The following is a 25,290-nucleotide window of genomic DNA, read 5'->3' on the forward strand; positions in this document are numbered from 1 at the left end:
CGAACTCACGACATCAGCTTGGAAGGCTGAGGTTTTACCACTAAACTACACCCGCGGTATGTTATGAAAAAATATGGCGCGCCCGAGAGGAGTCGAACCCCTAACCTCTTGATCCGTAGTCAAACGCTCTATCCAATTGAGCTACGGGCGCTAACTTGTTTGGTGCGGTCGAGAGGAGTCGAACCTCCACGGGATTTCTCCCACTAGGCCCTCAACCTAGCGCGTCTGCCATTCCGCCACGACCGCTCGTATCCGAGCGATAAATAATATTATATCAATATATCATTTCGTTGTCAATCATTTTTAAAATAAATAATAATGCGGGTGGAGGGACTTGAACCCCCACGCCTTGCGGCACTAGATCCTAAGTCTAGCGTGTCTGCCAATTCCACCACACCCGCATATAAAAATCATGGTGAGCCATGAAGGACTCGAACCTTCGACCCTCTGATTAAAAGTCAGATGCTCTACCAACTGAGCTAATGGCTCTAAATGGCTGGGCTAGCTGGATTCGAACCAACGCATGACGGAGTCAAAGTCCGTTGCCTTACCGCTTGGCTATAGCCCAATAAAAAATGGCGGTCCCGACCGGGATCGAACCGGCGATCTCCTGCGTGACAGGCAGGCATGTTAACCGCTACACCACGGGACCAAATCATAGTATGTACTTTTCAAAAATAAGTGGTGACCCGTACGGGATTCGAACCCGTGTTACCGCCGTGAAAGGGCGGTGTCTTAACCACTTGACCAACGGGCCTAATTCTGGCGGAGAAGGAGGGATTTGAACCCTCGCGCCGCTTACACGACCTACACCCTTAGCAGGGGCGCCTCTTCAGCCACTTGAGTACTTCCCCATAAAAATGGCTCCACAGGTAGGACTCGAACCTACGACCGATCGGTTAACAGCCGATTGCTCTACCACTGAGCTACTGTGGAACGATAACATTCAATTTTGCAGCAAGCCTTATGTATTTCATATAGCGTCTCTCTTGCCGACGTTTAATATCATAACAGACACTCAAAACGAAAGTCAATCATTTTAATAAAATAATTCAAATGAATTTTCTTATGTAATTCGTCTGCTTCTAAGCCTAGTGAATGTAATTTACCACATTTAAATGGTGATGTCAAAAGCAATACCCCCAGAAGAAACAACTATATAAAAACTGATTACGTTCCTTCTATTATGATATCAACCATTTAAAAAAGTTCCCGGAACTTTCAAGATCTCCGGGAACCTTTCGTGTTAAACAAGCGACTGATCCACACCTAAGTAGTTCAGCTTTCCTCTGCATTTGCCGCAGCGGTATTTGCTAGTATTGAATTTTCTTTTTCGGTGATATACAATTCCGCAGGCTTCACATTCATAAACCTTGTTTCTCGGAATCTGCCTTTTCTTTTGTGATGGAAGCGGTGTACAGAATCTTGGCGCACCTACTCTTTTAATCAGTTCCCTGAAATCACGGTCACGATGCTGATACCCTTTTCCTTCTATATGAAGGTGGTAGTGTGCGAGTTCGTGTTTAATGATTCCCACAAGTTCTTCATAACCGTGCTCATCCAGATACTTTTTGTTTATTTCAATGTGATGACTCACTAAAAGATATCTTCCACCCGTTGTTCTGAGCCGTCCATTGAAGTAAGCAAGGTGACAAAACTTCTTTCCGAACGACTCAAGAGAAATGTGCTCTGTTAATTTTTGCAGTTCCTCATTTGTCACAGTCTGAACACTCCATTTAAATGAATAGGAAGATGACAGCCACTAATGGCATGGAAATGATTAATTGCAGACTGATTAAAGAGAATGAACGGACCTGCCCTTTCACTTCTGCGGGAACTTTCTGGTTCATTCTTGTCAGCACTTGCATAATACCAAAGGCAGCTGCAGCAAATATGATCACGAGCGGTATGATCGGGAGTCCGTTGTCCGGCTTATCCATTAAAACATACGCAAGTATCATGACGACGATTGGCACGAGTTCGATGATCATTGTTGAAAAGAAGAAGCGTGTTAAGACTGTTGATACTGTCATACCCTGATCACCGCGTCCCTCTGCAGTTTTTACAACTGTACCGAGGTGGGCAATATAATTAAACGTGATGCCAAGCGCTGCAATGGCTGCAGCGATGGCAATGATATAGTAGACCATTTATTTTCCTCCAATTAATTAGCTTGATCTGCAGGCGGCAGCATTGTGATTGCGATTCTGCCTTTTTTCACATCAACCTGCTCAATCCATACTGTTACAACGTCACCTAGTGATACGACATCGAGCGGATGCTTAACAAATCCCTTTTTTAATTTCGAGATATGCACTAAACCATCCTGTTTTACACCAATGTCTACGAAGGCTCCGAAATCCACTACATTGCGGACAGTGCCCTGAAGTTCCATGCCAGGCTTCAAGTCTTCCATTTTTAATACATCTTTTTTCAGAATCGGTTTATCGAGCTCATCACGCGGGTCTCGTCCCGGGCGGATCAGCGCTTCAATGATATCTTTCATTGTATGAATGCCGATGCCGGTCTCTTCAGACCAATTTTCCGGTGTTTTTTGGATGATGGCTGCTTTCAGGTCTTCTGAACCGATCGCATTCAAATCAAACCCAGTCTGTTTGATCATTTTTTCAACGTCCTGATAATTCTCAGGGTGAATGCCTGTACGATCTAAAGGATTTTCCCCTTCTGCAATACGGAGGAATCCGATACACTGCTCATATGTTTTTGCGCCGAGACGTGGAATCTTCTTTAACTGCTTTCGGTTGCTGAACTTACCAGCTTCATCACGTGCTTTGACAATATTCTGTGCAACGGTTTTTGATAAGCCTGCCACATATTGCAGAAGTGATGGTGAGGCTGTGTTCACATTCACTCCGACTTTATTTACTGCCGTTTCAACAACAAATGTCAGAGATTCATTCAGTTTCTTTTGTGAAACGTCATGCTGGTACTGACCGACACCGACTGATTTCGGATCAATCTTCACAAGTTCAGCCAGCGGATCCTGCAGTCTTCTTGCAATGGACACTGCACTTCGTTCTTCTACCTGCAGATCAGGAAATTCTTCGCGTGCAACTTCAGAAGCAGAATATACACTTGCTCCCGCTTCATTGACGATTAGATAATATACTTCCTGATCGATTTCCTGAAGCTGATCCGCTACAAATTGTTCAGTTTCTCTGGAAGCAGTCCCGTTCCCGATTGCAACAAGTTCAATGTCATAGTCTTTTACAACTTTTTTAAATATTTGAGCTGCCTTTGAAGGATCCTTTGTTGTATGCGGATAAATAACGCCAATATAAAGCATTTTCCCTGTATCATCTACAACCGCCAGTTTACAGCCTGTCCGGTAAGCAGGGTCAACTCCCAGCACTTTCTTCCCTTTTAAAGGAGCCTGAAGCAGAAGGTTTTTAAGGTTTTCAGAAAAAATATGAATTGCCTGGTTTTCCGCTTTTTCTGTCAGCTCGTTCCTGATCTCTCTTTCGATCGAGGGTAGGATCAGTCGCTTATAGCTATCTTCAATGGCTTCTGAAATTTGGCCTGCTGATACCGACTGAGGATATTTCACATGCTTACGTTTCAATTCAGACAAGATTCTTTCCTGATCAGGATGAATTGATACGCGCAGCACTTCTTCTTTTTCTCCTCGGTTAAGCGCAAGGGTACGGTGCGGAACAATTTTCGAAACGGGCTCTTCGTATTCATAGTACATTTCGAAGATTCCTTTTTCATCAAGCTCTGCTTTTTTAACGGCAGAAGTGATTTTACCGTTTCTGAATGTCTGGTTTCTTATGTATTCACGTATCTTCGCATCATCTGCGAGCATTTCAGCGATGATATCTCTTGCACCTGCAAGTGCTTCTTCTGTGGTTGGTACTTCTTTTTCCACAGAAATAAATTCGGAGGCTTTCTCTTCCACGTCTCCTGATTTAGGGAAAGATAACAGCCATTTCGCCAGCGGTTCAAGTCCTTTTTCTTTCGCTTTTGTCGCACGTGTTCTTCTTTTTTGTTTATATGGACGGTAAAGATCCTCTACTGCCTGAAGTTTATCTGCTTTTACAATGGACTGTTTCAGCTCATCGGTCAGCTTGTCCTGATCTTCTATAAGGCGAAGCACTTCTTCTTTTCTTGTTTCAAGATTCTGCAGGTATACCCAGCTGTCAGAAATATTTTTGATCTGAACTTCATCAAGCGCACCTGTCATTTCTTTCCGGTAACGTGCAATAAATGGCACTGTATTTCCTTCATCTAAAAGCTGAATGACTTTCTCAACTTTAGTGGCGTCAATTGAAATATTTGCTGCCAGACGGGCGATCTGTTGGTTATGTGTTTCCATCCCATTCACTGCCTTTCTATAATGATATCCGTGATCAATTGTACCACAATCACGCTAACTGCTTTGCGACTTGTCATTGCAAAAAAAAGAAACCACCTTTTAAGGCAGTCTCCCAATGATAAAAGTTGTATCATCATCTTCCGAAACAATCGAATCGAGATACGTTGAAATATAGTCAATTGAACGTCCTGACTGTAGCAGCGGCCGTACACGCGTGATCTGAAGTCCGTCTGAGTGAATAAGGAAAGATGCGCCATCTTCATAGGTAAAACTCTGGGTTTTGTATTCCTGGGGTCTGCCTGACAAATAACCTGTTACAGGTAAAGGGTAAGTCAGTTTCCCTTCTTCAGAGTAAAAGTAAAAACGGATATTTCCCACACAGCTGTATGTAACCTGTCTGGTTGCATATTCAATTTTCACAATTGCGACTGCCGCTCCTCTTTTTTTCACCACAGAATCATTCGCTCTTACCATCAGCTGCGCTACATCTTCCTCCACATGTTCTTCCACAACACTACACACAGCCTGGGAAGCTTCATGGGCATATTTCCCACTTCCAAGACCATCTGCTAAAACACAGATGAAATAATCATCAGTCGCAGTGAAATAATAACTGTCACCGCAGTCCTGACGTCCTTTTTTTGTGTACTGTCCAGCGTGTACTGTTACTAAACTGTTGTCAAGTACTTCCATCAGGCAAAATCACTATCTTGTGAATTTTCCTGCTGGATCGCATCACGCAGTTTTTTGATGGCTCTTCTCTGCAGTCTGGACACATGCATCTGAGAGATACCAAGCATATCACCGGCGTCTTTTTGACTCATGTTTTCAAGGTACGTATATTGAATAATCTGTTTTTCTCTTTCACTCAACACGTGAAGTACTTTTTCAAGTACCATACGCTGATCCGTTTTTTCATAATTGTCATCCATGCTTCCAACAATGTCGAGCAGCGTAACGGTGCTGCCGTCAGAGTCAGCTTCGATTGAATGATCCACCGAAAGAGCCTGATAACTTTTACCCATCTCCATCGCTTCCAGAATTTCTTCTTCAGAAACTTCAAGATGCATCGCAATTTCGCTTACCTTTGGCGAGCGCTGCAGATCTGTTGTCAGCTCTTCTACAGTGGCTTTGATTTTCGGACCGAGCTCTTTAATTCTTCTTGGAACATGAACGCTCCAGGTTTTGTCACGTAAAAATCGTTTGATCTCACCAATAATCGTTGGGATAGCAAATGCTTCGAAGCTTTTTCCAAAAGTATCATCATAACGACGGATCGCACCAAGCAGACCAATCATGCCAACCTGAGCGATGTCTTCATGATAAGATTTACCTTTTGAATATTTTCTTGCAATGGATTCTACAAGGTTCTTGTAATGCACAACCAGGTTATGCTGTGCTTCCTGATCTTCTGTTTCCTGGTAGGCTTTAATCCATTTCAGCACTTCGTCTTTGCTTGGTTGATTAGGTTGAGACAGTTTCCGCATCCCTCTCCACCTGCTCTTCCTCAATGTACTTTGTCATGAAGACTGTTACACCCTCTTTTTGACTGATCTTCACGTTGTCCATCAGACTTTCAATCAGGTAAAGACCAAGCCCGCCTTCACGAAGCATGTCGACATCAGAACCTTCATTGTAAGGCCCCACTTCTTCTTTCACCTTCACAAAATCAAAGCTTGAACCATGATCTGCCACAATGACTTCCAAACGGTCACTATACAGCGCAAAGCCAACAACGATTTCACCTTCATCATTTTCTTTATAAGCATGCTGTACAGCATTTGTAATGGCTTCGCTCGTTGCAATCTTCAGATCTTCGATATCATCATAAGTGAAGCCCATACGACTTGCTATGCCTGAAATAGTCAGACGTATAACACCTACGTACTGGGCTTTAGCGGGAATTTTCATTTCGATATAATCAAATGGTTTCATTTTTACATTCCACCTTTTACTTCGGGGTTAATATCCATGATCTCTGCAAGCCCAGTAATATCAAAAAGTCGTTTGAGACGGTCAGAAAGTCCAGTTAGCTGGAGGTGTCCGCCATTCGCTTTAATCCCTTTGAATAACCCGACAAACACACCGATGCCTGTACTGTCCATATAGCTTACTTCAGATAAATCTGCCACAACCTTCATACCTTCCTGCTTTGAAAGCGGCTCAGTTTTTTCTCTCAGCACTGGCGCTGTATAAGCATCTATTTCACCGGCGATAACAAGTTTCGCAAAATCCTCTGTCTGCTCTTTTATATCAACTTTAATATTCATGTTATTTCCACCTTTTTTCTAATGTCCTGCTTCAGTGTCTGACTGCCACTCAGCTTTAATGTATAACTAAAGTGAGCAGTGCACTGTCACTGTTCTCAAAATCTCCGTAAGACGTACTTGTAAACTACCCTAACTTTTGATAGCTAAACCTCTTAGTCTTAAAACTATTTCGTTCTTTTAAGGATAATAATTGTAAAGTCATCTCTCAATTGAAAATGCTGAAGACGTTCAAGGTCCCGGAATATTTTATTCACAATTTCCTGAGGCGGGAGCTCTATGTACTCATTAATGTAGGAGATTAAAGTTTCACGTTCAATAAACCCTTCATCTGTACGGCATTCCGTTACACCATCTGACATGAGAATCACCATATCCCCTATTTCAACAGCCTGCTCATACCGCTTATATTTAGCGTTTTTATCAACGCCGAGAAGAAGTCCTCTAGCTTCAAGGTCCAGAAACTCCTTATCTTTATAGCGATAGAAGAAGCCGGGCTCATGACCTGCAGAAGCAAAATGCAAAATATTGCTTCTAAGTTCATACATTCCGTAAAACATGGTGATAAACATTGAATCGTCAACGTTCTGTTCAACCACTCTGTTCAAGCTTTCAAGTACAGCACTTGGGTCTTTTCTGTACTCAGGAAGACTGTCCATTGCATATTTAATCATAGACATGCAAAGAGCAGCAGGTATCCCTTTTCCGATTACATCAGCAATCGCAATATTGACCGAGTGATCGCCGTCGTGAACAAAGTGATAGTAATCACCATTCATCTGTTTGGCAGGCACACTGAGCGCTCCTATTTCAAGACCGTCTACTTCAGGCACTGAGGTCCCGAGCAGAGTCTCCTGAACATTCGATGCAATTTCCATCTCATTTTTTAACTCTTTTTGTGTAGCCAGCAAACTCTGGTGTTCTCTAAAAGCAAATCCATAGGCAGTCATGACTTCCAGCAGAATATCAAAAGAATGCCAGACTTCCGGTGAGAGGTCGGGCATTAACTCCTGCATCGCGCTTTTTTGCAGACTGATCACTTCTTCCGGCGGCACCTTTTTTTCAAGGGCTGTCCGGCTGAATTGCTGAGCAGCGTATAAGGCCTGCTCAGACTGGTTATTTATATATTCCTGTAAAATCTTACTGAATTGCTCTTCTAATGTTTCCTGTTTATTCATTCGTCAAACGCCTCCCTTATCGGAGCCATTTAGTTGAGCGGATTTCTGTACCTTCACCCGGGTCAGAGTCAATGTTAAAGTCATCCATTAACCTTCTTACACCCGGTAGGCCAGCCCCCAGACCCCCTGAAGTTGAAAAACCATCTTCCATTACTTTTCTGATATCTGGAATACCCGGACCTTTATCCAGTGCAATAATCCGAAGCCCTGCTTTACCATTTTCATTTAATCGGTCAATACATAACTGACCTTCTCCTGCATAGAGGTAAATATTTCGGGCAAGCTCACTGATGGCTGTCGTAATTCTAGCCTGATCCACAGTTCCAAATCCCAGTTCTTTCGCTACGTTTCTACCGAGCTGACGGGCAGCTACGATATCCCATTCATTGAGAATGGATACACAGGATTGGATTTCCATATGGTCAGTCCCCCAATTCCTGTTGAAGTTTCTCTAAACCTTTTTCCAGGTCGAGGGCTGTCATCACGTCATCAAGTCTGATTCCAAGCTCGATCAGTGTAATGGCTACTGCTGGCTGAATACCTGTAATGACGACTTTAGCTCCCATCAACCTTGACATATTGATCACATCTCCAAGTACCTTGGCAATAAATGAATCAATAAAATCAATTGATGTAATATCAATTACAACGCCACGTGCGTTGGTTTCGTGAATTCTTTTTAGCAAATCTTCCTGAAATTCAAGGGCAGTCTGGTCATCCAGCTCCCATTGAATCGAAATCAAAAGGCAATCGTTCAGTTTTAAGATAGGAATTCTCACTGTTTACCCCTCCAACTCCACTATTTTTCTGCCAGTCATCTCTAGTGCCAACTCAACACCTTTTTTCATTGTGCTGGTGGTAATGAATCTATCCAAATCAATGCCCAGATTCACAATCGTTTGAGCAATTTCCGGGCGTATGCCTACGAGCATGCATTTTGCGCCTACCAGGTGAACAGCTTCTGCTGCCTGGATAATATGATGAGCGACCATTGTATCTACGACAGGTACGCCTGTAATGTCAATCAGCACGACCTCTGAGCGATGGTTTACCACTCCGTCAAGCAGATTTTCCATCACAAGTCTTGCACGCTCTGTGTCAATTGTTCCGACCAGCGGCATGACTGAAATCTGGTCAACTACCGGGATTAATGGAGCAGAGAGCTCCTGAAGCGCCATCTTTTGCAACGATACGGTTTTTTCCCATGTTTCAGCATAAGTTTGTACAATTTCATTTGAAATAGGGGTCATCCATTTATCAAGCAGCTCAAGATAATCGCCTTCACGTTCTTTATCAATACTTCCATATTGGACTAAGTTTTCCTGCACAGTATGTACAAATTCTCTCAATCCTTTCATAACCAGCGCAACTGGCCAGCCGAGCCTCACAACCTTATCAGAGAAGTTTACAAGTTTCACCTTGTACTCTCTGCCTTTGTCTTTAAGATTCAGAAGAATAATGTCAAAAAAGTCCGTGCTTGTTGATTCAAATATATGCTGAGGCATCACGTCAATGATGCGTTCTTCTCCATCGTTGATCAGCCTGTCCTTCCAAATCTTTTCGAGCTCTTCGCGATGTTCTTCGATATGCCCGGCTATTTTGTTATACAAAGAATTCACCTCTTACCTATCATTCTATATTCGTACTTATGTTCCATTATAGATGAGTGTAGCCTGTGGGTCTATTCATAAGAAAAAAAACGCTCCACAAAGAGCGTTTTCCACATTAGAGGTCAACCAAGCCAAGGCTGATTTGAAGTGCCTCGTCTACCTTATCCATCGTCTCGTCATCCAGATGGGTTATTTTGTCTGTTAATCGTTGTTTGTCTAACGTTCTGATCTGTTCCAGCAAAATAACTGAATCACGTTCAAAGCCGTTACGCTTTGAACTGATTTCAACGTGGGTAGGGAGCTTGGCTTTTTGAATCTGTGCTGTAATTGCGGCGACCACTACTGTGGGGCTAAACCGATTTCCGATGTCGTTTTGGATGATGAGAACGGGGCGGACTCCACCTTGCTCTGAACCGACAACGGGAGATAGGTCAGCAAAAAATACGTCTCCACGCTTCACTATCAAAGCGTTATCCCCCACTTACCAGTCGTTCAATGGTATGGTCTGCTTCGTATTCTGCCTGAAGTGCTTCCGAAGCCATTGATAAATTGATTTTCGCCATTTCCATATAGCCCCGGCGCATAGCATCCTGAGTTTGTTTTCTGCGTCTGTCACGGACATAAGATTTTGTTGCGCGATAAATACAATCGCTGCAGCTTAATTCTTCTTTCTCCGCAAACGCTTCCAGTTCTGTGAGCAGTTGCTTTGGTAAACGTACCAAGATTTCTGTTGTTGCGCTGGATTCCGACACAAACTACACCTCCACCATCATGCGTACCTATTTTTTGTTATCAATTATTCTCTTGTTCATTCATCATTCAAGTCCATGTTTATATTAACACTAAATGTGGAACCTGAAAAGGTACTCTGAGAAAATATCTGACAATTCTTTGCAAAAATGATTAATTAAGATGATTAAAGACCTTATTTTTTATACCGTTTTTCCTATAAATCCGTGGAACCCGTGCTGCTAAAAGACAGGCAGATTCATAGTGAATGGTGCCATTGTGGGCCGCGATATCATCCAATAGAATACGATCTTCACCCTCGCTTCCAACTAGAATGACTGTTGTCCCTTCTTTCATTTCAAAAGGAAGCCTGATCATGCACTGATCCATGCAGACCCGTCCGACGATCTCTGCACGCTGTCCTCCTGCAATCACTTCAAACCCCTGCATTTGCCTGATCCACCCATCAGCATAACCAATTGGCAGCGTTGCAATCCATTCGTCCTGTCCTGCTGTGTAAGTGGCGCCGTAACTGACTTTCCCGCCCTGCTTCAGCTTTTTAACCTGAACGATCTTCGTGAACAGGGACAGCGCCGGGTTTAACCGCACAGGCATTTCACTGCGAATGTCACCTGAAGGCACTAGTCCGTACATTGAGACCCCGAACCGGACAGCATTAAAAGCCGTATTATCCCGCAAAAAAGCACCTGCACTATTAGAAGCGTGAATCATCTTCGGCTCGTGATTTAACACATTCAGATATTCCATGAAACGCTCATGCTGCTGATCAGCATAAGCCCGGTCAGGCTCGTCCGCTGTTGCAAAATGAGTAAACGCGCCTTCAATTTGCAGCTGCGTATAATCCGATGCAAGCCTTTCCGCTTCCATCAGGTCATTTTTTTCAGTAAAGCCCAGCCGGCCCATACCTGTATCAATTTTAAGATGAATATTAAGTGTTTCATGGTCTAAAAATCCCCGTGCCGCTTTCATCCACGCTGCTGAAAATACAGTGAGACGTATTCCGTGCTGTGCGGCAATACCCGCATCTTCAGGACGTGTTGCGCCAAGCACCAGAATCGGAGCGGTAAAACCGTGCTTTCTCAGAAAAAGTGCTTCATCTAAAAACGCAACTGCAAGCCATTCCGCTCCGCTCTCAAGTGCTGTTTCCGCAACTTCCAAATAGCCATGTCCATAAGCATTCGCTTTTACAACTGCCATAATGACTGTGTCTTTATGAAGCTGTTCAGACAGTTGACTGATATTGTAACTGATCGCATCCAGATCAACTTCAATCCAGGTATCTCTGTAAAATTCGCTGTTTGTCATCATATGGCACCTTCTCTTATAACAGGATTCTCTCCTGTCAGGATGCCGTTATTTTATCATAGACCCTTGAACTGAGCGAGCTACTTCGAGCATTTCTTCCTGTGTCAGATCATGGGAAGCAAGAAGATAACTTACACCATTGTAGGTCCACTCAAGTGAATGCTCTGTCATTGCGCCTACTGCAAAACCGAGATCTGCCATTTCTCCTGACGCCTCAGAGGTTGTCAGCATCACTGGCGCAGCATCCAGCTTCTCCTGAATAATGGTATAACTTTTTGCTCCTTCATATGTCAGGATCATGCGGCTTCCGTTATCTGTTTTCACTTCTTTTTCTTCCGTCAGGGCAGCCCCTTCAATTTCTGCTGTCGGGTAAAGCACAGCCCAATCCTCTGTTTCTTCACCATCACCGGATACCGGCATTTCAAGCTGGGCACCCATCATATTCTTCTCAAGGTTAAAATCACTCTTGTCGAATGACGCTTCATAATCCACTTCACTGAAGCTCAGCTCAATCTTCACGTTCCCTTCCTCATCCTTCACCTTCACGTCTGTAGGTGCCAGTGTTTTTTTATCAAAAATAACCTGCTGGAGAGGGAACATATGCTGATGCTTGTACCTGGTTTTCGTATCAAATACATATTGTCCTTCTTTTTCAGTAAAGACTGCTTCCTTGTCTTCCTGAATATCCTTTACAAGAGATTCTGCCAGATAAGCCTGACTGCCGTTTGAAGGCCAGTCACTCTGGAAGCGGAAGCTTTTATTGAGTGCCGGCGTCAGTACAAATACACCTTCGTCGTTTCTGATAATCATCTGGCTTTGCTTATCTTCAGCATGCTTCAGGTGAACACGGTAAAAGTGAGGTTTCATATGCCACACTTCCACATCGTATTCCTGAGGAGTTTCCCCAGTTTTAAATACCATTTTCGCCTTTGCTTTGTAGCTGTCTGTCTGCTCCACCTTGTCCATTAAATCCTTAGCCGCTTCTTCCCTTGTCTTCTCACCGCACGCAGCCAGCAGCATCACTAAAAAGACCGTTATCAAACAGAGAGCGATTTTCTTCATGGTTTCCTCCCCTTCACTCATTAAGCGTCTTTGCCAATGCACTCTAAGTGTATGAAAGGAGATGGGCTTGTATGACATGAAAAGCGGAGGGTGCTCGTTCAGCTCCGACAGGCATAAGACGCGGAGCGGGAAAAGGGTGCACTTCCCCTTTTTCGCTGCGTGACTTATGACCCGAGGAGCTAGCGCCCGGAGCTGGACAACATGAAAAGCGGAAGCGGGCGTTTAGGGCGTATGCGCTGGACTGAAGCGATTAAGATAAAGGAAACACGGTGAACAGAGTGAGCCGATGTTGACTGATCGAAATGAGCTGCGGGAAGCGCACTAGTCCCTGCGAGCCGGAGCTGGACAAGTAGAAAAGCGGAGGCGGGCGTTTTTGGGGACGGACACAACATTCAAATTAGCAAATTGCTACCGCTCACCCGGTGCATTACTACAACTTCCCGGGTGGATTGCTACCTACTGCGTGCGGAACGCTACAACCTGCACAGTAATTGCTGCATCTCCGGACCTCGCGCGAGCTGCGAATCCCGCCATGCACGCGATTCACATAAAAAGACAGGCGTACCTACTCGCCTGTCTTCTCTATCACTACCTGCGCGGCAGCATATTCTTTTGTATGGGTAATACTCACGTGTACTTTATAATCCGAATTGTAAATGTAAGGACGTCCTGAATCCTCTTTTAAAATTTCTATATTCTGAAAAGATAATTCACGTCCAATGCCGCAGCCAAGTGCTTTAGCATAAGCTTCTTTGACCGCAAATCTCCCTGCGAGAAATTCAATTTTTCTATTTTTTCCAAGCAGCTCAAACTGTTTCTGCTCCCGCTCAGTCAGCACGCGGCTGCTTATTTTCGGCTGTCTTTCCAGCAGTTTTGCAATCCGGTCTATTTCTACGATATCCAAGCCGATTCCATGAATCATCTGAGTCACCTTTTTCGTATAAAATCCTGTATGATTAAATTAATCAGTTACAGGGAGGATTTCATTTGTTTTTACGTACTGAAAGCTTATCACAGTTTATCAGGTTTTACCCTGTCGTATCGCTGTTGATTTTGATACATGCGCTTGTATTTATTGCCACTTCCATTCCGGGTGGTACTGGATGGAATGTTCTTTTGTCTCTGGCTGGAATCAATGGTTTGATTTCCGAGGGAGAATACTGGCGGCTTGTCACACCGATCTTTGCACACGCTGATCTGTGGCATGTTCTGTTTAACACTTTTTCTTTAGTGTTGTTTGCACCGGCGCTTGAGCGGCTTCTTGGGTCATTCCAGTTTATCGTCGTGTACATGCTTGCAGGTATTATTGCCAACGTAGCAACCTGGATGCTGCAGCCTCCCGATTATCTCTCAGTCGGCGCTAGCGGGGCGATCTTTGGATTATTCGGTCTGTATGGGGCGATCTGGCTCATTTACAAACAGGCTGCCCCGATGGAAATCAGGCAGGTCATGGTACCCGTTATCGTCATCAGTGTTGTCATGACGTTTTTCGGATCAAACATCAACATAACCGCGCACCTTGCAGGACTTGCAGCCGGTATATTCATTGGTTTGTTCATCTTTCAGCAGCGGCGACGTGAATAGAAAATGCCTGGAGCTCAGTGGCTCCAGGCATTTTTCACGTTAATGACCTTCAACTTCAGGATCTAACCTGACCGGATCATGCACCTTTTTCACTTCTGCTTCAGGACTATACCATTCCATCAGCAGTTCTGCATCGTCCTGCGCTACATGTGCAATACTGCTGTGACTTCCGCTGGCAAAAGATTTAATCGTTGAATGAATCGTTGCGACATCACCTCTGCGCTGGAAGATCGTCTGCGTCCACGCAAGGGATTGTATCCGCTTCTTCTTCATATACACAATCTGTTTACTGAATCCGCGGTACTTCAACGTCAGCTGATCATGAGAAGCACTCCAGCCGGCAGTTTTGTACTGAAGCCAGCCAAGTCCGGCAGCAAGCGGAATCAATACGAGTGAAATAAGACCAAGCGGGAAAAAGAAGTAAGACACCGGCCCGATGATGACAAGCGAAAATAGCATCTTCCAGAATATATATCGCTTTAGAGATCGCTTCGGCACGCCTGTAAATGCTGTTTTCCATTGATAATCCGGCATAATTTCGTTGAGAATTGGAAATGCCTCTTTTTCACGAATCATCGGGAGCAGCCTGATCGCATTGGAATCTTTTTCAAGCACCGAACCACCCGCACTTTCAATCGTGACAGAGGTATAACCAAAAGGTTCTCTTGCAATATTCTGATCAAATCGGATACCCTGAATTCTTTTCAAAGGAACAGTGGTCTGTTTCTTTTCAAGCAGACCTCTTGTAATCACAATGTCCTTATCAACCAATTTCACTGTGAAATCTGCATAACGGAGAAAAGTCATACCTACAGCAATCAGCCAGGCAATTAAAAATACAAATACTGCCGCAACACCCGCGAGCAGAAATCCTGTCTCTACAATATCAACAAGTTCTTCAAAAACGGCTTCGTAAGGAATAAATTCTCCGAACTGTGATAGAAATATCAGCACACCACCGAGTACAACACCCGCGCCTCCTGAAGTCGTTGCCATCACGATGAGATCTTTTGCGCTCATTTTATACAAAACACGCTCTTCCGGCTGTTCCTCAACAATTGAAGTGTCACCATCAAACTCTTCTGTATTACCTTCTTTAAGCTTTTTCTTTGCAGCAGATATAATACGATTCAGTTCATCTGCTTCCTCTTTCGTAATCGCCGTTAATTCGGCTTCTGATTCCTGACTCGCAGAGCTGCCCGCCGTTTCGACCTTAATTTTAACGAGCTTTAAAGGTCTGTGAAGGATGCCTTCTGTATAATTCAGGCTTTGAATACGCTCAAAAGGAATATATCGCTTTTTCTTAACAAAGAGCCCCTGTTCAATTCTGAGCTCTCCTTCCTCAAGCCAGTACTTGAACCTCCACCATTTGATAACACCGAGAAATAAAAAAAGAATAATCATTGCACCCATGATAAAGAATGGTAAATAGTCCAAAATTGACTCAGCTTCACCACGGTTCAAAAATACGAGTATCACAATCGGAATAAACGCTTCTTTTAACGTTTTCAGTGCATTCATGACGGTTGTAATCGGATGCAGGCGTTTCTCTTCAGACATCGTCTTCCGCCACCCTTGCTAAAGCAGAAATCGAGTCTCTCAGCTCATCCGCTTCGTTAATATCAAGTGCAGGGATCTGATGAATCGTTGCTGCTGTTGAAATGCTGATCGTAGCTAGATTGTATTTACGCAAAATAGGCCCCTGCTCTGTATCAACGTGCTGCACGCGAACCATCGGCACAAGTGTACGTGTAATAATAAAAATCCCGTGCTGTAATTCTATTTCTTCTTCTCTTACTTCGTAGCGCCAGCGTTTCCACTTCAGTGTCGGCAAAACGAATACAAATAATATGATTTCAAGTATTAACGCTGCCACAGCGCCAATAATAAACCACACAGACCAGTCAAATAAAATAGCCAATACCGTAACTGCTGCCCCCGCAAGCAAAGTAAATGCTGCAGAAATCCAGCCATACAGCTTCCAGACGGTTAAAGCCCGCTCTGAAATCCGCATTTTAGGCTCCTGTCTCCCCATCGTTTTCTCTCCTATCTATATGTCTCTTATGTACTTACTTTATCATACGAGTCCGGTTCCTTATATGTTTCAGAAATTTTTAGCGCAAATAGTTAAAAAAATGAAACTTTTCTCAAAAAAATCTGTATAGTAGAATATGAAATTATTGTAAGGAGGATTTACATGAACCCGGATTTTTCTGAAGGGAATATGATGTGGATCGTGCTAAGCGTTATCACATTTATTACCGGTCTTATTCTTGCTTTTATCGGCCCGAACATGCTTCATTACTTATTCTTTTCTTATGGTGATGTGATCACTATTCAGACACCGATGATCTCCAATATTTTGTTTGGTGCTTTCGGTCTTCTGCTCTCAGCCTTTTTCTTTTTCATGTATAAGGAAGGAAAGGTTTTCAAAGGAGCCGGATTTGGGGCATTAGCTGTTGCACTCATAGTTCTTGTGCTGAGTGTTACAAACTACTCCATCTTAAGAGAGGAAAAGATTATACATAATGACTTATTTTCTTTCTCAGCAGATGAGTACGCCTGGAGTGAAATTGAGGGTGCAGTATTGCTGAAACAAAACGAAGAAGTGGAGCATGATACATTAATTCTTAAAATGAGTAATGGTGAAGATCTCGCGTTCCATAGAAATGGGCAGATGCAGAGTGCATTCCCTAAAATCGATGGTATGCTGCAGTCCAATGGAATTATTTTTACGTTTGAAGAAAGATAAAAGCTGCTCCGGATTTCCGGAGCAGCTTTTTCATACCTAATTATGAGTCTCTAGATTGACGCTTCGGCTGACGCTGACGGCTGTTGTAAGGTTTGCCTCCGCCGCCGGATTTGCCTCCACGGTTTCCACCGCGGTTGCCGAACTTTTTATCGTCTTTGCGATATGATTTCTTTTTAGAAGTGAGTGGGCGTTCAGGTGTGATGTCAATTGGTGTTTCGTCAGGCTCTTTTGTCAGAATCTTAAGAGCAGCTGCGATTAGATCCAATGAGTCGTCACCATTGTTTACCAGCTCACGTGCAAGTACTTTGTACTCTTCAAGGTTGTTCTTCTTAACTGTTTCTGTCAATTCATCAACAGCTGCGCGCTGAAGTCCTTCAAGTGCTTCAGATGAACTTGGTGGACGCATTTGCTCCATTTTCTTTCTTGTTGTCTGCTCAACAACACGAAGATAGTTCATTTCACGAGGTGTAACGAATGTCATCGCCATTCCCTTTTTACCAGCACGGCCTGTACGTCCGATACGGTGTACATAGCTTTCTGGGTCCTGAGGAATATCATAGTTATAAACGTGTGTTACGCCTGAAATATCAAGTCCACGTGCAGCAACGTCTGTTGCAACAAGCACATCAATGCGGCCTGCTTTGAACTTCTTAAGAACGCTCATACGTTTCGCCTGTGTAAGGTCACCGTGAATTCCTTCAGCCATGTAGCCTCGGATTTCAAGTGCACGTGCAAGCTCATCAACGCGGCGCTTCGTACGTCCGAAAACAATTGCAAGTTCAGGTGACTGAACGTTAAGCAGACGTGAAAGAACGTCGAACTTCTCGCGTTCATGAGATTTTACGAAAAACTGTTCGATGTTCTCTACAGTCATCTCTTTTGCCTGTACTTTTACAACTACAGGGTCTTTCATGAAACGATCAGCAATTTTGCGGATTGGTCCAGGCATTGTTGCTGAGAACAATAGCGTCTGGCGTGTGTCAGGAACATTTTTAAGAATCGATTCGATATCATCGATGAATCCCATGTTAAGCATTTCATCTGCTTCATCAAGTACAAGTGTGTTTACTTCATCAAGTTTAAGCGTGCGGCGCTTAATATGATCAAGAAGACGACCAGGTGTACCTACAATGATATGAGGTCCTTTCTTCATTGCGCGAATCTGGCGCTGAATGTCCTGTCCGCCGTATACCGAAAGAACGCGTACACGCTTTTCGCTACCGATACGGTCAAGTTCTTCTGATACCTGAATCGCAAGTTCACGAGTTGGAGCAATAATCAGACCCTGAATATTTTGTGATTTTGTATCAATTTTCTCCAGCATAGGAATTCCGAAAGCAGCAGTTTTACCTGTACCTGTCTGCGCCTGTCCGATAATGTCTTTTCCTTCTGATGATAAAGGAATTGTTTCAGCCTGAATCGGCGTTGCCTCTTCAAACCCCATACGTGTTATTGCTTTTTGGATAACTGGACTAATTGGTAATTCTGAAAAAAGTGTCAAATCCTTCAAACTCCTTTGTTTTGTGAATCATCTATTTCATACACATAGCTAAGATCGCTCAGAAGACTGCGACAGCCTTTATTCGTTGTCCTTAACGGTTAAAATAAGCGGGGGCATTTCTTCCCCAAAAAATAAAACCCGGTCATAGGCCGAGTGCGTCAGAGATGCCAATACTTCAATTGGTCTTTCATACTGGTTAAAGACAACCATCAAAAATACGCAGGACGCATTCAGTCCATTACGGAGAAATCCGTTTAACGTATTTAAAAGTTTTATCACACTCTTCTCATAAATAAGAGAGCTTTTTGCTAATTGTAGCAGATGTCTTACGTATCTTATCATGTCTATTTTCAAAACACAATCATCCATTGTCGGGAACTTTCTCCTGTTTCAAAAAGAAAGCGATCTCATAAAAAAGCTTGTCACAGTCGGACCCATAGCAGATCAGGTGTTTCGACGATTTTGATAAATATAATCTTTTTTGGTAAGTTCCAACGCGATCATAAACGAACCTTGCAGCTTTTGGAGGGACGATTCCATCCATTTGTCCCTGGGCAATGAAAACGGGTACTCTGATTTTTGGCAGGAGCGGTACAACGTATGAAGCCAGCCGTCTGAATTCTCTCGCAGATCGGATGGGTGTGTGAAAAAGCTTATATTTATAATGACCAAACCACTCATTTTCATGCAGTTTTTTTCGCAGTGTATCCGTCATCACGACTTTCATGTCGCTGAAAATCTGTTTCGGGTTTATATAAAGCGCTGCTGCACTTAACAGGACAAGTTTTTTTACCGGATAATGTATAGTCAGATAGGTTGCAATTAAGCCTCCCATTGAAAAACCGATGACATATACTTCGTCACAGTATAGATAGAGTCTTTTCAGTTCTTCTTCAGCATAGGTGATCCATTCTACTGCATTTGTTTCGTGAAGTCTGAGGTGCCTTCCGTGTCCTGGAAGCACTGGTACTGATATGATCCAGTCGGTGTGTTCGCGCAAGTATCTCGCGAGCGGGTTCACTTCATAAGCACCGCCTGTAAACCCGTGAAGCAGTAAGCATCCTGTCTGTCCCATGACTTCCCTCCGTTCAACCTTCTGTTGTTTTTATACCCATTTTTGTGTTTTTTGAATCAGCATGTTATTTCTACAAGTGTCTTCTTAAAAAACCGCTGCCCCTCTCCGTGGAGGACTGCGCTTTCCTGCCCCCGGGCGGTGAGCCTCCTCATGCTTCACATTCCGGGGTCTCACCTGTCCCTTCCTGGGGCGGGAGTCTCCGCCCTCCACTCCGAGGGGCAGCTAGTTTCTGCATAAAACAATAGCTGCACCGTTATAGTCATAGTGAATATGACCCGATCAAGAAATTGATCTTCCATTTTACAGACAGCGCAGCAGAGCGGAGTCTGCCGGTTTAATTTTAGAATGATTAAAAAAGTGTCTCTTTGAACTCCGACCCCGCTGTGTTGGCTTGCGACGGTTGTGATATGTCCGTTGACGGTAGGATACATCAGGGTTCACGGTCGTATCGGCAGCGTTGACGGCAGTATCCGGCCATTCCATGGTAATGATACCGAAATTGACGGTTTATTGTCACCAGCATCGATCACACCACCAGCCTATATAGTCAACTCAAAAAGCCGCCCTCAATGGACGGCTTTAGAAATACGTTCTTTATCTGAATGCGTCGATTACTTTTTCGAGTTCCATGCCGCGCGATCCTTTTACGAGGATGAGGTCACCTTTTGAGAGATGTTTTTTCAGTTCTCTTACCAATTCTGCATGATCTCTGAACCAGTAGACGAGCGGTGTTCTTAGTATGGCTTCTTCTGCCAGCCATCTTGATCGCGGTCCGAAAGTCAGGAGTACTGGGATTTCGTTCACATTCATTTGCTGTCCAATTTCACGATGGAATTGTTCTTCGTTTTCACCGAGTTCGAGCATATCACCGAGAACAGCAATTTTCTTACCTTCAACCTTTGCTTCTTCAAGAAATTGAAGTGCAGCCATCACTGAAGTAGGACTGGCATTGTAGGTGTCGTTGATAAATACTTCGCCACCGGATCCTTCAACACGTTCCATACGCATTGCAGTCATTTCCATCTTCCCAAATCCTTCTTCAATTTCCTCAAGCGTCAGCCCGAGGTGAAGTGCTGTGCGGATTGCTGCCAGACCATTCAGCACATTATGTCTGCCCAGTACCGGAATTGATACCCACGCTTCTTCCGTGCCAAGCTGAATACGACTTCCTGCTTCATCAATTTCTGTTTTTCGTGGATAAAGTCCATTTGTTTCATCATAACCATAGGATGCACTCTTCAATCCATCTGCTTTTTCAACGAGTGATCTTAGCAATGGTTCGTCACCATAGTAAAACAGTATGCCATTTTGATTTAACCCGGAGATGATTTCAAATTTCGCTTTAGCAATGTTTTCTCTTGAACCAAGATCCTGGAGGTGGGATTCACCGATGTTCGTGATAACCGCAATGTCCGGCGTAGCGATATTACTCAGCAGTTCGATTTCACCAAATCCGCTCATACCCATTTCCAGCACCGCAACATCAGTCGTTTCTTTGATATTCAATAATGTCAGCGGGAGTCCAAGGTTATTGTTGAAATTGCCATCAGTTTTCTGCACGCTGTATTTTGTTGAAAGGACGCCGGCAATCATATCTTTTGTTGTCGTCTTCCCGTTGCTTCCGGTAATTGCAACAACTTTAAAATGGTTTTCCCGTCTATAAGCCGCTGCCAGATGCTGAAGTGCTTTTTCAGAATCATCCACTAAAATAACCGGCAAATCTTCCGGTGCATCCGGCACATCTTTTTGCCATAATGCAGCACCGGCTCCTTTTTCTAAGGCCTGGCGAACATATTTGTGGCCGTCTGTACGCTCACCTTTAAATGGGATAAAAAGATTCCCGGGCTGGATGGTCAGCGTGTTAATACTGGCCCCTTCAACGACTGTGTCTGCAAATTCCGGTGAAGGAGCATCTGCATGAAGCATCGCAGCAATCTCTTTTAACGTTTTTTTCATAGCTGACTTCTCCTTAAATTGAAGTTTTTAATTTCTGTTTCTCTTGATAACGTCCGATTCCAAACTGGACGAGCTTTTCAATCAGTTCAGCATATGCAACGCCTGTGTTTTCCCATAATAACGGGAACATGCTGTAAGGAGTAAATCCTGGCATGGTGTTGATTTCATTGATAAAGATTTGATTGTCCTCTGTGACAAAGAAGTCTGCACGGACTAAACCTGAACAGTCGACTGTCTGAAATGCTTTTTTAGCCATCCGCTGTAGTTCTTCAGTCAATCCTTCAGAAAGCTCTGCAGGGATGACCATCACGGAATCACCATCGACATACTTCGATTTGTAATCATAAAAATCCTTTTTAGCCACAATTTCACCTGGAACGGATACTTCAGGAAAGTCGTTTCCAATCACACCAAGTTCTATTTCACGGGCTTTAACGCCTTGTTCAATCACAATTTTACGATCAAATTGAAACGCTTCTTCAAAGCCTGCTTCAAGTTCAGCACGGTTCGTACACTTACTGATTCCCACACTTGATCCCAGGTTGGCCGGTTTAATAAAGCATGGATAGCCAATTTCTTCTTCTGTTTTCAAGTAACTTACTTCCCGATCCTGTTCCCATGCAGAACGGATAAATGAAGTATAGTTCACCTGGGGCAGCCCAGCATCACGGAAAAGATTTTTCATAATCACTTTATCCATTCCTGCTGATGAAGCCAGCACACCATTGCCCACATAAGGAACATTCAACACTTCCAAAAGTCCCTGGACAGTACCATCTTCTCCGTTTGGTCCATGCAGCAGCGGAAAGACAATATCATACGTCGCACCGGGTGCTGCCGGCACATTTGTCATTGCTTCAGCAGGTGAAACTTCTGACTGTTGACCAAACTGAAGCTCTTTTACATCTTCTACAGGCGCCGATAAGGACGCCCCCTTTCTCCATTCACCATCTTTAGTAATGAATACTGGATCAATATCAAATTTTGTTAAATCCAGCGCTTTAATGACTGCTTTAGCAGTTTGCAGTGAAACTTCATGCTCTGCAGACTTTCCTCCGAACAATAAACATAACTTTATTTTCATTTATATAATCCTCCAATTGATCTCTATGTAAAAAAATTGTTTTTAAAAATCTCTTTCCATCTTATCACGTTTTTCAAAAACAGAAATGAGTTTGACGAATCGAATTTTTGTTTTTTTACTATAACAAAAAACCTACTTCACCCACCATAAACCTTTAATTTTACTGATAATTCTAAATAATTTTATTATTATTTTTTAAGTTTTTTCCCTTAACAAGCTATAACCATCACGTTATAATCCTTCTATTAAATACAACTGTACACAACAGGAGGACTTTACCATGAGAAAAATTGGATTACTTCCCCGCATTATCATTGCGATTGCGCTTGGTATAGCAATAGGCAGCATCAGTCCCGAGTGGCTGGTTCGCGTAGCGGCAACTTTCAATGATCTATTCAGCGGCTTTCTGTCATTTGCGATTCCTTTAATCATCATTGCTTTTATCGCTCCAGGTATTGGTGCAATGGGTCGAGGTGCAGGTAAAGCGCTTGGCCTGACTGCCGGTATTGCCTATGCGTCTACGATTATTGCCGGGGTACTTGCTTTTTTAAGTGCTACAACCCTATACCCCATTTTGCTGGGTTCTCAAGCATCAAGAGCATTCGATAATCCTGAGGAAGCATTGCTTAGCGGATACTTTGGTGTAGAAATGACACCAGTGATGGGCATCATGTCTGCTCTATTACTGTCATTCATATTAGGAGTAGGGATTTCTGCTTTCAAAAACAGCGTTCTGCAAAAAGGACTTGAAGAATTCAGGTCGATTATTCAAATGCTGATTGAAAAGATCATTATTCCACTCCTTCCTATTCACATATTCGGTATTTTCGCTAATATGACTCAGGGTGGGCAAGTAAGTGCAATTATCAACGTTTTCCTGCTTGTGTTTGTCATGATTATCATTTTGCACATCTTGTACCTGGCGATGATGTATACAACTGCCGGTTCACTGCACGGAAAAAATCCATTTGTCATGTTCAAAACCATGATGCCGGCATACTTTACTGCACTTGGTACGCAGTCTTCTGCGTCAACGATTCCTGTGACACTTGAACAGTCAAAGAAAATGGGCGTCCGTGAAAAAACAGCAGACTTTTGTGTACCGCTCCTCGCAAATATTCATTTAGCAGGAAGTACGATTACGCTTGTCAGCTGCGCAATGGCTGTCATGCTGATTCAGGGAGAAACTGCAACGTTCAGTCAAATCTTCCCGTTCATCCTGATGCTTGGTGTCACGATGATTGCTGCACCAGGTGTTCCTGGAGGTGCTGTTGTGGCTTCACTCGGACTCCTCGAATCAATGCTTGGTTTCTCAGGTGCCATGACGTCACTGATGCTTGCACTATATCTGGCACAGGATAGCCTGGGCACTGCAACAAATGTAACTGGCGATGGTGCCATCAGTTCAATTGTAGACCGTTTTACTAAGCGGAAAGTGAAGGGTGAAGCGGCGGTGAAGGCTGGTTAATTAGTGGGGTAACAGGTTCGGAGAAAAACACGTGGTGTTCGGAGAATAAACGCGGTTGTTCGAAGGTTACCGCCCAATGTTCGGAGAAAAACATCCCACGTTCGGCGTTCAGACAGGCATGTTCGAAGCTTCATGACAATATACCCACTACCCCGAAACTGACTATTAACAGAAAAACCGGAGCGTGCACCCAGCACGTTCCGGTTTTTTCTGTTCACTCACTGATACTTCTTCATATAACTCCGGTCGATATAATCCTTCCACCACCAGGCCCAGCTACCGAATTGACGCCACTTTCCGTAAAGCATAAGTGCCTGTTTCCCACCTGCGGAAAGCAGGATCAATGCACGGCGTTGAGGTGTATAGTCTTTCATTCCCTCACGCTTGAGGCTCGCCATCAGGTTATGATGGAGTACTTCCCCCTGCCTCACCGCATAGACGCCGCTTTTTGGCAGTTCCGGGTGTGTGGTCAGCGCAGCGCAATCTCCTGCTGCAAAAACCTTGCTGTCATCAGGCGTCTGAAGGCAGGCGTTGACTTTGATAAAGCCTTTTTCATCAACCGGCAGGCCGGATTCTCCCAGCAGTTCAGGTGCCTGGGCACCCCCGAGGAAGATGACTTCATTATACGAAACCTCTTCCCCGCCTTCGGTTACCACATAACGGTCTGTTACCTTCACTGCGACATCGTTCTTAAAATAGCGGATGCCTTTATGGTTAAAAAGTGTTTCAATTACAGCATCTGATTTTTGATCAATCAGGTCGCTCGATGCGATGACAGTGACGCGGTCATATTTACGGCCGTTCTGCTGCTTCCACTGATGAAATGAGAAAGCCATCTCAACGGCTGCTGCACCTCCGCCGATGATCACAAGCTCTTTTGCTTTACGGCAAGCTTCAATCCGATCCGGAAACAGATGAGCAGGTTTAATCTGCACCTGCTTTTCTGTGAGACCTTCTATTTTGTCCGGCGCTGTGTGTGAGCCGATATCGAGTGAAAGACGGTCGTAGGGCAGCCGCTCTCCTGATGATAAGACGACTTCTCTTTTTTCAGGGTCAAAAGATTGAAGCGTATCTTCTATAAAATCAATATTTTTATCTGTGCATATTTTCTTCAGATCAATCCGGATTTCTTCAAGCGTATAGAGTCCTTCGGCAAAGCCTGAGAACATGCCGGAATAATAATGGTAGCGGGATGCTGACACGAGAATCCACTTCACCTCTGTATCACGTTCAGCAGTAAGCCGGCGTAATACTTCAAGATGCGTGTGCCCACCCCCGGCAAGTACAATTGTTTGCATCATTTCCTCCTGAGCGTTTTCTCTATTCTATCAGGCAGCTGCCGGGAAAATAAAGCGTACATGC

General features: G+C 43.8%; 27 protein-coding genes and 9 tRNA genes. 3 read left to right on the forward strand and 33 right to left on the reverse strand.

Annotated elements, in window-relative coordinates; translation table 11 throughout:
- Positions 1-74: 74 nt before the first annotated feature.
- From E2626_RS05105 to acpS, 25 genes are all read right to left on the reverse strand, one after another.
- Positions 75-151: transfer RNA gene (locus E2626_RS05105), tRNA-Arg, on the reverse strand.
- A 9-nt stretch (positions 152-160) separates the two neighbouring features.
- Positions 161-246, reverse strand: a tRNA-Leu gene (locus E2626_RS05110).
- Positions 247-319: 73 nt separating this feature from the next.
- A tRNA-Leu gene (locus E2626_RS05115) sits at positions 320-401 on the reverse strand.
- Positions 402-413: 12 nt separating this feature from the next.
- Positions 414-489 (reverse strand) — tRNA-Lys (locus E2626_RS05120).
- Between the two features lie 4 nt (positions 490-493).
- Positions 494-568, reverse strand: a tRNA-Gln gene (locus E2626_RS05125).
- Between the two features lie 8 nt (positions 569-576).
- Positions 577-652, reverse strand: a tRNA-Asp gene (locus E2626_RS05130).
- A gap of 30 nt (positions 653-682) precedes the next feature.
- Positions 683-757, reverse strand: a tRNA-Glu gene (locus E2626_RS05135).
- Between the two features lie 6 nt (positions 758-763).
- Positions 764-854 (reverse strand) — tRNA-Ser (locus E2626_RS05140).
- A gap of 7 nt (positions 855-861) precedes the next feature.
- Positions 862-936 (reverse strand) — tRNA-Asn (locus E2626_RS05145).
- A 310-nt stretch (positions 937-1,246) separates the two neighbouring features.
- Positions 1,247-1,720: a SprT family protein gene (locus E2626_RS05150; RefSeq protein ID WP_134380398.1), complete on the reverse strand. Its 474-nt coding sequence runs from the start codon at positions 1,718-1,720 to the stop codon at positions 1,247-1,249.
- Between the two features lie 16 nt (positions 1,721-1,736).
- On the reverse strand, positions 1,737-2,150 hold the full coding sequence (locus E2626_RS05155; protein WP_134380401.1) for a hypothetical protein: 414 nt from the start codon (positions 2,148-2,150) through the stop codon (positions 1,737-1,739).
- 14 nt (positions 2,151-2,164) lie between these two features.
- Positions 2,165-4,336, reverse strand: a complete 2,172-nt coding sequence (locus E2626_RS05160; RefSeq protein WP_134380404.1) for a Tex family protein — start codon at positions 4,334-4,336, stop codon at positions 2,165-2,167.
- 99 nt (positions 4,337-4,435) lie between these two features.
- On the reverse strand, positions 4,436-5,029 hold the full coding sequence (locus tag E2626_RS05165; protein ID WP_134380407.1) for a PP2C family serine/threonine-protein phosphatase: 594 nt from the start codon (positions 5,027-5,029) through the stop codon (positions 4,436-4,438).
- A complete protein-coding gene (sigB, locus tag E2626_RS05170; protein WP_134380410.1) occupies positions 5,029-5,823 on the reverse strand; it encodes an RNA polymerase sigma factor SigB in 795 nt (264 codons plus the stop codon). Before sigB ends, E2626_RS05165 begins: the two co-directional genes overlap by 1 nt.
- Complete coding sequence (gene rsbW, locus E2626_RS05175) at positions 5,801-6,271, reverse strand: anti-sigma B factor RsbW (RefSeq protein WP_134380413.1); 471 nt, start codon at positions 6,269-6,271, stop codon at positions 5,801-5,803. The genes sigB and rsbW overlap by 23 nt, the downstream gene beginning before the upstream one ends.
- Before the next feature lie 2 nt (positions 6,272-6,273).
- Positions 6,274-6,606 carry an anti-sigma factor antagonist gene (locus E2626_RS05180; RefSeq protein WP_134380416.1) on the reverse strand — a complete coding sequence of 111 codons (333 nt, stop codon included), beginning with the start codon at positions 6,604-6,606 and terminating at the stop codon, positions 6,274-6,276.
- 164 nt (positions 6,607-6,770) lie between these two features.
- Entirely contained in the window at positions 6,771-7,781 is a 1,011-nt protein-coding gene (locus E2626_RS05185; RefSeq protein WP_134380419.1) for a PP2C family protein-serine/threonine phosphatase, read from the reverse strand.
- A 16-nt stretch (positions 7,782-7,797) separates the two neighbouring features.
- On the reverse strand, positions 7,798-8,199 hold the full coding sequence (locus E2626_RS05190; RefSeq protein ID WP_134380422.1) for an anti-sigma regulatory factor: 402 nt from the start codon (positions 8,197-8,199) through the stop codon (positions 7,798-7,800).
- Between the two features lie 4 nt (positions 8,200-8,203).
- On the reverse strand, positions 8,204-8,560 hold the full coding sequence (locus E2626_RS05195; protein WP_039807352.1) for an STAS domain-containing protein: 357 nt from the start codon (positions 8,558-8,560) through the stop codon (positions 8,204-8,206).
- A gap of 3 nt (positions 8,561-8,563) precedes the next feature.
- Positions 8,564-9,391, reverse strand: coding sequence for an STAS domain-containing protein (locus E2626_RS05200; protein WP_134380425.1), 828 nt, complete (start codon positions 9,389-9,391; stop codon positions 8,564-8,566).
- 115 nt (positions 9,392-9,506) lie between these two features.
- Complete coding sequence (locus E2626_RS05205; protein WP_134375994.1) at positions 9,507-9,857, reverse strand: type II toxin-antitoxin system PemK/MazF family toxin; 351 nt, start codon at positions 9,855-9,857, stop codon at positions 9,507-9,509.
- 4 nt (positions 9,858-9,861) lie between these two features.
- Positions 9,862-10,143: a CopG family ribbon-helix-helix protein gene (locus E2626_RS05210; protein WP_134380428.1), complete on the reverse strand. Its 282-nt coding sequence runs from the start codon at positions 10,141-10,143 to the stop codon at positions 9,862-9,864.
- A 151-nt stretch (positions 10,144-10,294) separates the two neighbouring features.
- The gene (gene alr, locus E2626_RS05215; protein ID WP_424955117.1) at positions 10,295-11,449 is read right to left on the reverse strand and encodes an alanine racemase; all 1,155 of its coding nucleotides are present in this window, start codon (positions 11,447-11,449) and stop codon (positions 10,295-10,297) included.
- Positions 11,450-11,494: 45 nt separating this feature from the next.
- Positions 11,495-12,508, reverse strand: coding sequence for a LolA family protein (locus E2626_RS05220; protein WP_134380434.1), 1,014 nt, complete (start codon positions 12,506-12,508; stop codon positions 11,495-11,497).
- 565 nt (positions 12,509-13,073) lie between these two features.
- Complete coding sequence (gene acpS, locus E2626_RS05225; protein WP_134380437.1) at positions 13,074-13,430, reverse strand: holo-ACP synthase; 357 nt, start codon at positions 13,428-13,430, stop codon at positions 13,074-13,076.
- A gap of 65 nt (positions 13,431-13,495) precedes the next feature.
- On the opposite strand from acpS, the gene E2626_RS05230 reads away from it, so the two are divergent.
- Positions 13,496-14,092, forward strand: a complete 597-nt coding sequence (locus E2626_RS05230) for a rhomboid family intramembrane serine protease (protein WP_134380440.1) — start codon at positions 13,496-13,498, stop codon at positions 14,090-14,092.
- Positions 14,093-14,131: 39 nt separating this feature from the next.
- Here the strand turns inward: E2626_RS05230 and E2626_RS05235 are convergent, their stop codons facing one another.
- Both E2626_RS05235 and E2626_RS05240 read right to left on the reverse strand, forming a co-directional pair.
- Complete coding sequence (locus E2626_RS05235) at positions 14,132-15,652, reverse strand: PH domain-containing protein (protein WP_134380443.1); 1,521 nt, start codon at positions 15,650-15,652, stop codon at positions 14,132-14,134.
- Positions 15,645-16,127, reverse strand: coding sequence for a PH domain-containing protein (locus E2626_RS05240; protein WP_134380446.1), 483 nt, complete (start codon positions 16,125-16,127; stop codon positions 15,645-15,647). The genes E2626_RS05235 and E2626_RS05240 overlap by 8 nt, the downstream gene beginning before the upstream one ends.
- A 162-nt stretch (positions 16,128-16,289) precedes the next feature.
- On the opposite strand from E2626_RS05240, the gene E2626_RS05245 reads away from it, so the two are divergent.
- Entirely contained in the window at positions 16,290-16,844 is a 555-nt protein-coding gene (locus E2626_RS05245) for a hypothetical protein (RefSeq protein WP_134380449.1), read from the forward strand.
- A gap of 40 nt (positions 16,845-16,884) precedes the next feature.
- Here the strand turns inward: E2626_RS05245 and cshA are convergent, their stop codons facing one another.
- The 5 genes from cshA to E2626_RS05270 form a co-directional block, all read right to left on the reverse strand.
- Positions 16,885-18,345 carry a degradosome RNA helicase CshA gene (cshA, locus tag E2626_RS05250; RefSeq protein WP_279587251.1) on the reverse strand — a complete coding sequence of 487 codons (1,461 nt, stop codon included), beginning with the start codon at positions 18,343-18,345 and terminating at the stop codon, positions 16,885-16,887.
- Between the two features lie 78 nt (positions 18,346-18,423).
- Positions 18,424-18,624 (reverse strand): hypothetical protein, encoded by a 201-nt coding sequence (locus tag E2626_RS05255; RefSeq protein ID WP_134380452.1) that lies wholly within the window; start codon positions 18,622-18,624, stop codon positions 18,424-18,426.
- Positions 18,625-18,706: 82 nt separating this feature from the next.
- Entirely contained in the window at positions 18,707-19,420 is a 714-nt protein-coding gene (locus E2626_RS05260; protein WP_134380455.1) for an alpha/beta hydrolase, read from the reverse strand.
- A 594-nt stretch (positions 19,421-20,014) separates the two neighbouring features.
- Positions 20,015-21,376, reverse strand: a complete 1,362-nt coding sequence (locus E2626_RS05265) for a UDP-N-acetylmuramoyl-tripeptide--D-alanyl-D-alanine ligase (protein WP_134380458.1) — start codon at positions 21,374-21,376, stop codon at positions 20,015-20,017.
- 13 nt (positions 21,377-21,389) lie between these two features.
- The gene (locus tag E2626_RS05270) at positions 21,390-22,460 is read right to left on the reverse strand and encodes a D-alanine--D-alanine ligase (protein WP_134380461.1); all 1,071 of its coding nucleotides are present in this window, start codon (positions 22,458-22,460) and stop codon (positions 21,390-21,392) included.
- 280 nt (positions 22,461-22,740) lie between these two features.
- Here E2626_RS05270 and E2626_RS05275 point away from each other — a divergent pair, with 280 nt between their 5' ends.
- Positions 22,741-23,928, forward strand: a complete 1,188-nt coding sequence (locus tag E2626_RS05275; protein ID WP_134380464.1) for a dicarboxylate/amino acid:cation symporter — start codon at positions 22,741-22,743, stop codon at positions 23,926-23,928.
- Between the two features lie 218 nt (positions 23,929-24,146).
- On the opposite strand, the gene E2626_RS05280 is transcribed toward E2626_RS05275, so the two are convergent.
- The gene (locus E2626_RS05280) at positions 24,147-25,226 is read right to left on the reverse strand and encodes an NAD(P)/FAD-dependent oxidoreductase (protein ID WP_166786743.1); all 1,080 of its coding nucleotides are present in this window, start codon (positions 25,224-25,226) and stop codon (positions 24,147-24,149) included.
- Positions 25,227-25,290 lie beyond the last annotated feature (64 nt).

Source organism: Jeotgalibacillus salarius, from assembly GCF_004405125.1.
In the GTDB taxonomy this organism is placed as follows: Bacteria; Bacillota; Bacilli; order Bacillales; family Jeotgalibacillaceae; genus Jeotgalibacillus; species Jeotgalibacillus salarius.

Excerpts from the sequence above, each read along its gene's own strand:
- E2626_RS05155 (WP_134380401.1), bottom strand. The coding sequence starts at position 2,150 with ATGGTCTACTATATCATTGCCATCGCTGCAGCCATTGCAGCGCTTGGC.
- E2626_RS05160 (WP_134380404.1), bottom strand. The coding sequence starts at position 4,336 with ATGGAAACACATAACCAACAGATCGCCCGTCTGGCAGCAAATATTTCA.
- E2626_RS05165 (WP_134380407.1), bottom strand. The coding sequence starts at position 5,029 with ATGGAAGTACTTGACAACAGTTTAGTAACAGTACACGCTGGACAGTAC.
- sigB (WP_134380410.1), bottom strand. The coding sequence starts at position 5,823 with ATGCGGAAACTGTCTCAACCTAATCAACCAAGCAAAGACGAAGTGCTG.
- rsbW (WP_134380413.1), bottom strand. The coding sequence starts at position 6,271 with ATGAAACCATTTGATTATATCGAAATGAAAATTCCCGCTAAAGCCCAG.
- E2626_RS05180 (WP_134380416.1), bottom strand. The coding sequence starts at position 6,606 with ATGAATATTAAAGTTGATATAAAAGAGCAGACAGAGGATTTTGCGAAA.
- E2626_RS05185 (WP_134380419.1), bottom strand. The coding sequence starts at position 7,781 with ATGAATAAACAGGAAACATTAGAAGAGCAATTCAGTAAGATTTTACAG.
- E2626_RS05190 (WP_134380422.1), bottom strand. The coding sequence starts at position 8,199 with ATGGAAATCCAATCCTGTGTATCCATTCTCAATGAATGGGATATCGTA.
- alr (WP_424955117.1), bottom strand. The coding sequence starts at position 11,449 with ATGATGACAAACAGCGAATTTTACAGAGATACCTGGATTGAAGTTGAT.
- E2626_RS05220 (WP_134380434.1), bottom strand. The coding sequence starts at position 12,508 with ATGAAGAAAATCGCTCTCTGTTTGATAACGGTCTTTTTAGTGATGCTG.
- acpS (WP_134380437.1), bottom strand. The coding sequence starts at position 13,430 with ATGATTCATGGAATCGGCTTGGATATCGTAGAAATAGACCGGATTGCA.
- E2626_RS05235 (WP_134380443.1), bottom strand. The coding sequence starts at position 15,652 with ATGTCTGAAGAGAAACGCCTGCATCCGATTACAACCGTCATGAATGCA.
- E2626_RS05240 (WP_134380446.1), bottom strand. The coding sequence starts at position 16,127 with ATGGGGAGACAGGAGCCTAAAATGCGGATTTCAGAGCGGGCTTTAACC.
- E2626_RS05245 (WP_134380449.1), top strand. The coding sequence starts at position 16,290 with ATGAACCCGGATTTTTCTGAAGGGAATATGATGTGGATCGTGCTAAGC.
- E2626_RS05260 (WP_134380455.1), bottom strand. The coding sequence starts at position 19,420 with ATGGGACAGACAGGATGCTTACTGCTTCACGGGTTTACAGGCGGTGCT.
- E2626_RS05265 (WP_134380458.1), bottom strand. The coding sequence starts at position 21,376 with ATGAAAAAAACGTTAAAAGAGATTGCTGCGATGCTTCATGCAGATGCT.
- E2626_RS05270 (WP_134380461.1), bottom strand. The coding sequence starts at position 22,460 with ATGAAAATAAAGTTATGTTTATTGTTCGGAGGAAAGTCTGCAGAGCAT.
- E2626_RS05275 (WP_134380464.1), top strand. The coding sequence starts at position 22,741 with ATGAGAAAAATTGGATTACTTCCCCGCATTATCATTGCGATTGCGCTT.
- E2626_RS05280 (WP_166786743.1), bottom strand. The coding sequence starts at position 25,226 with ATGCAAACAATTGTACTTGCCGGGGGTGGGCACACGCATCTTGAAGTA.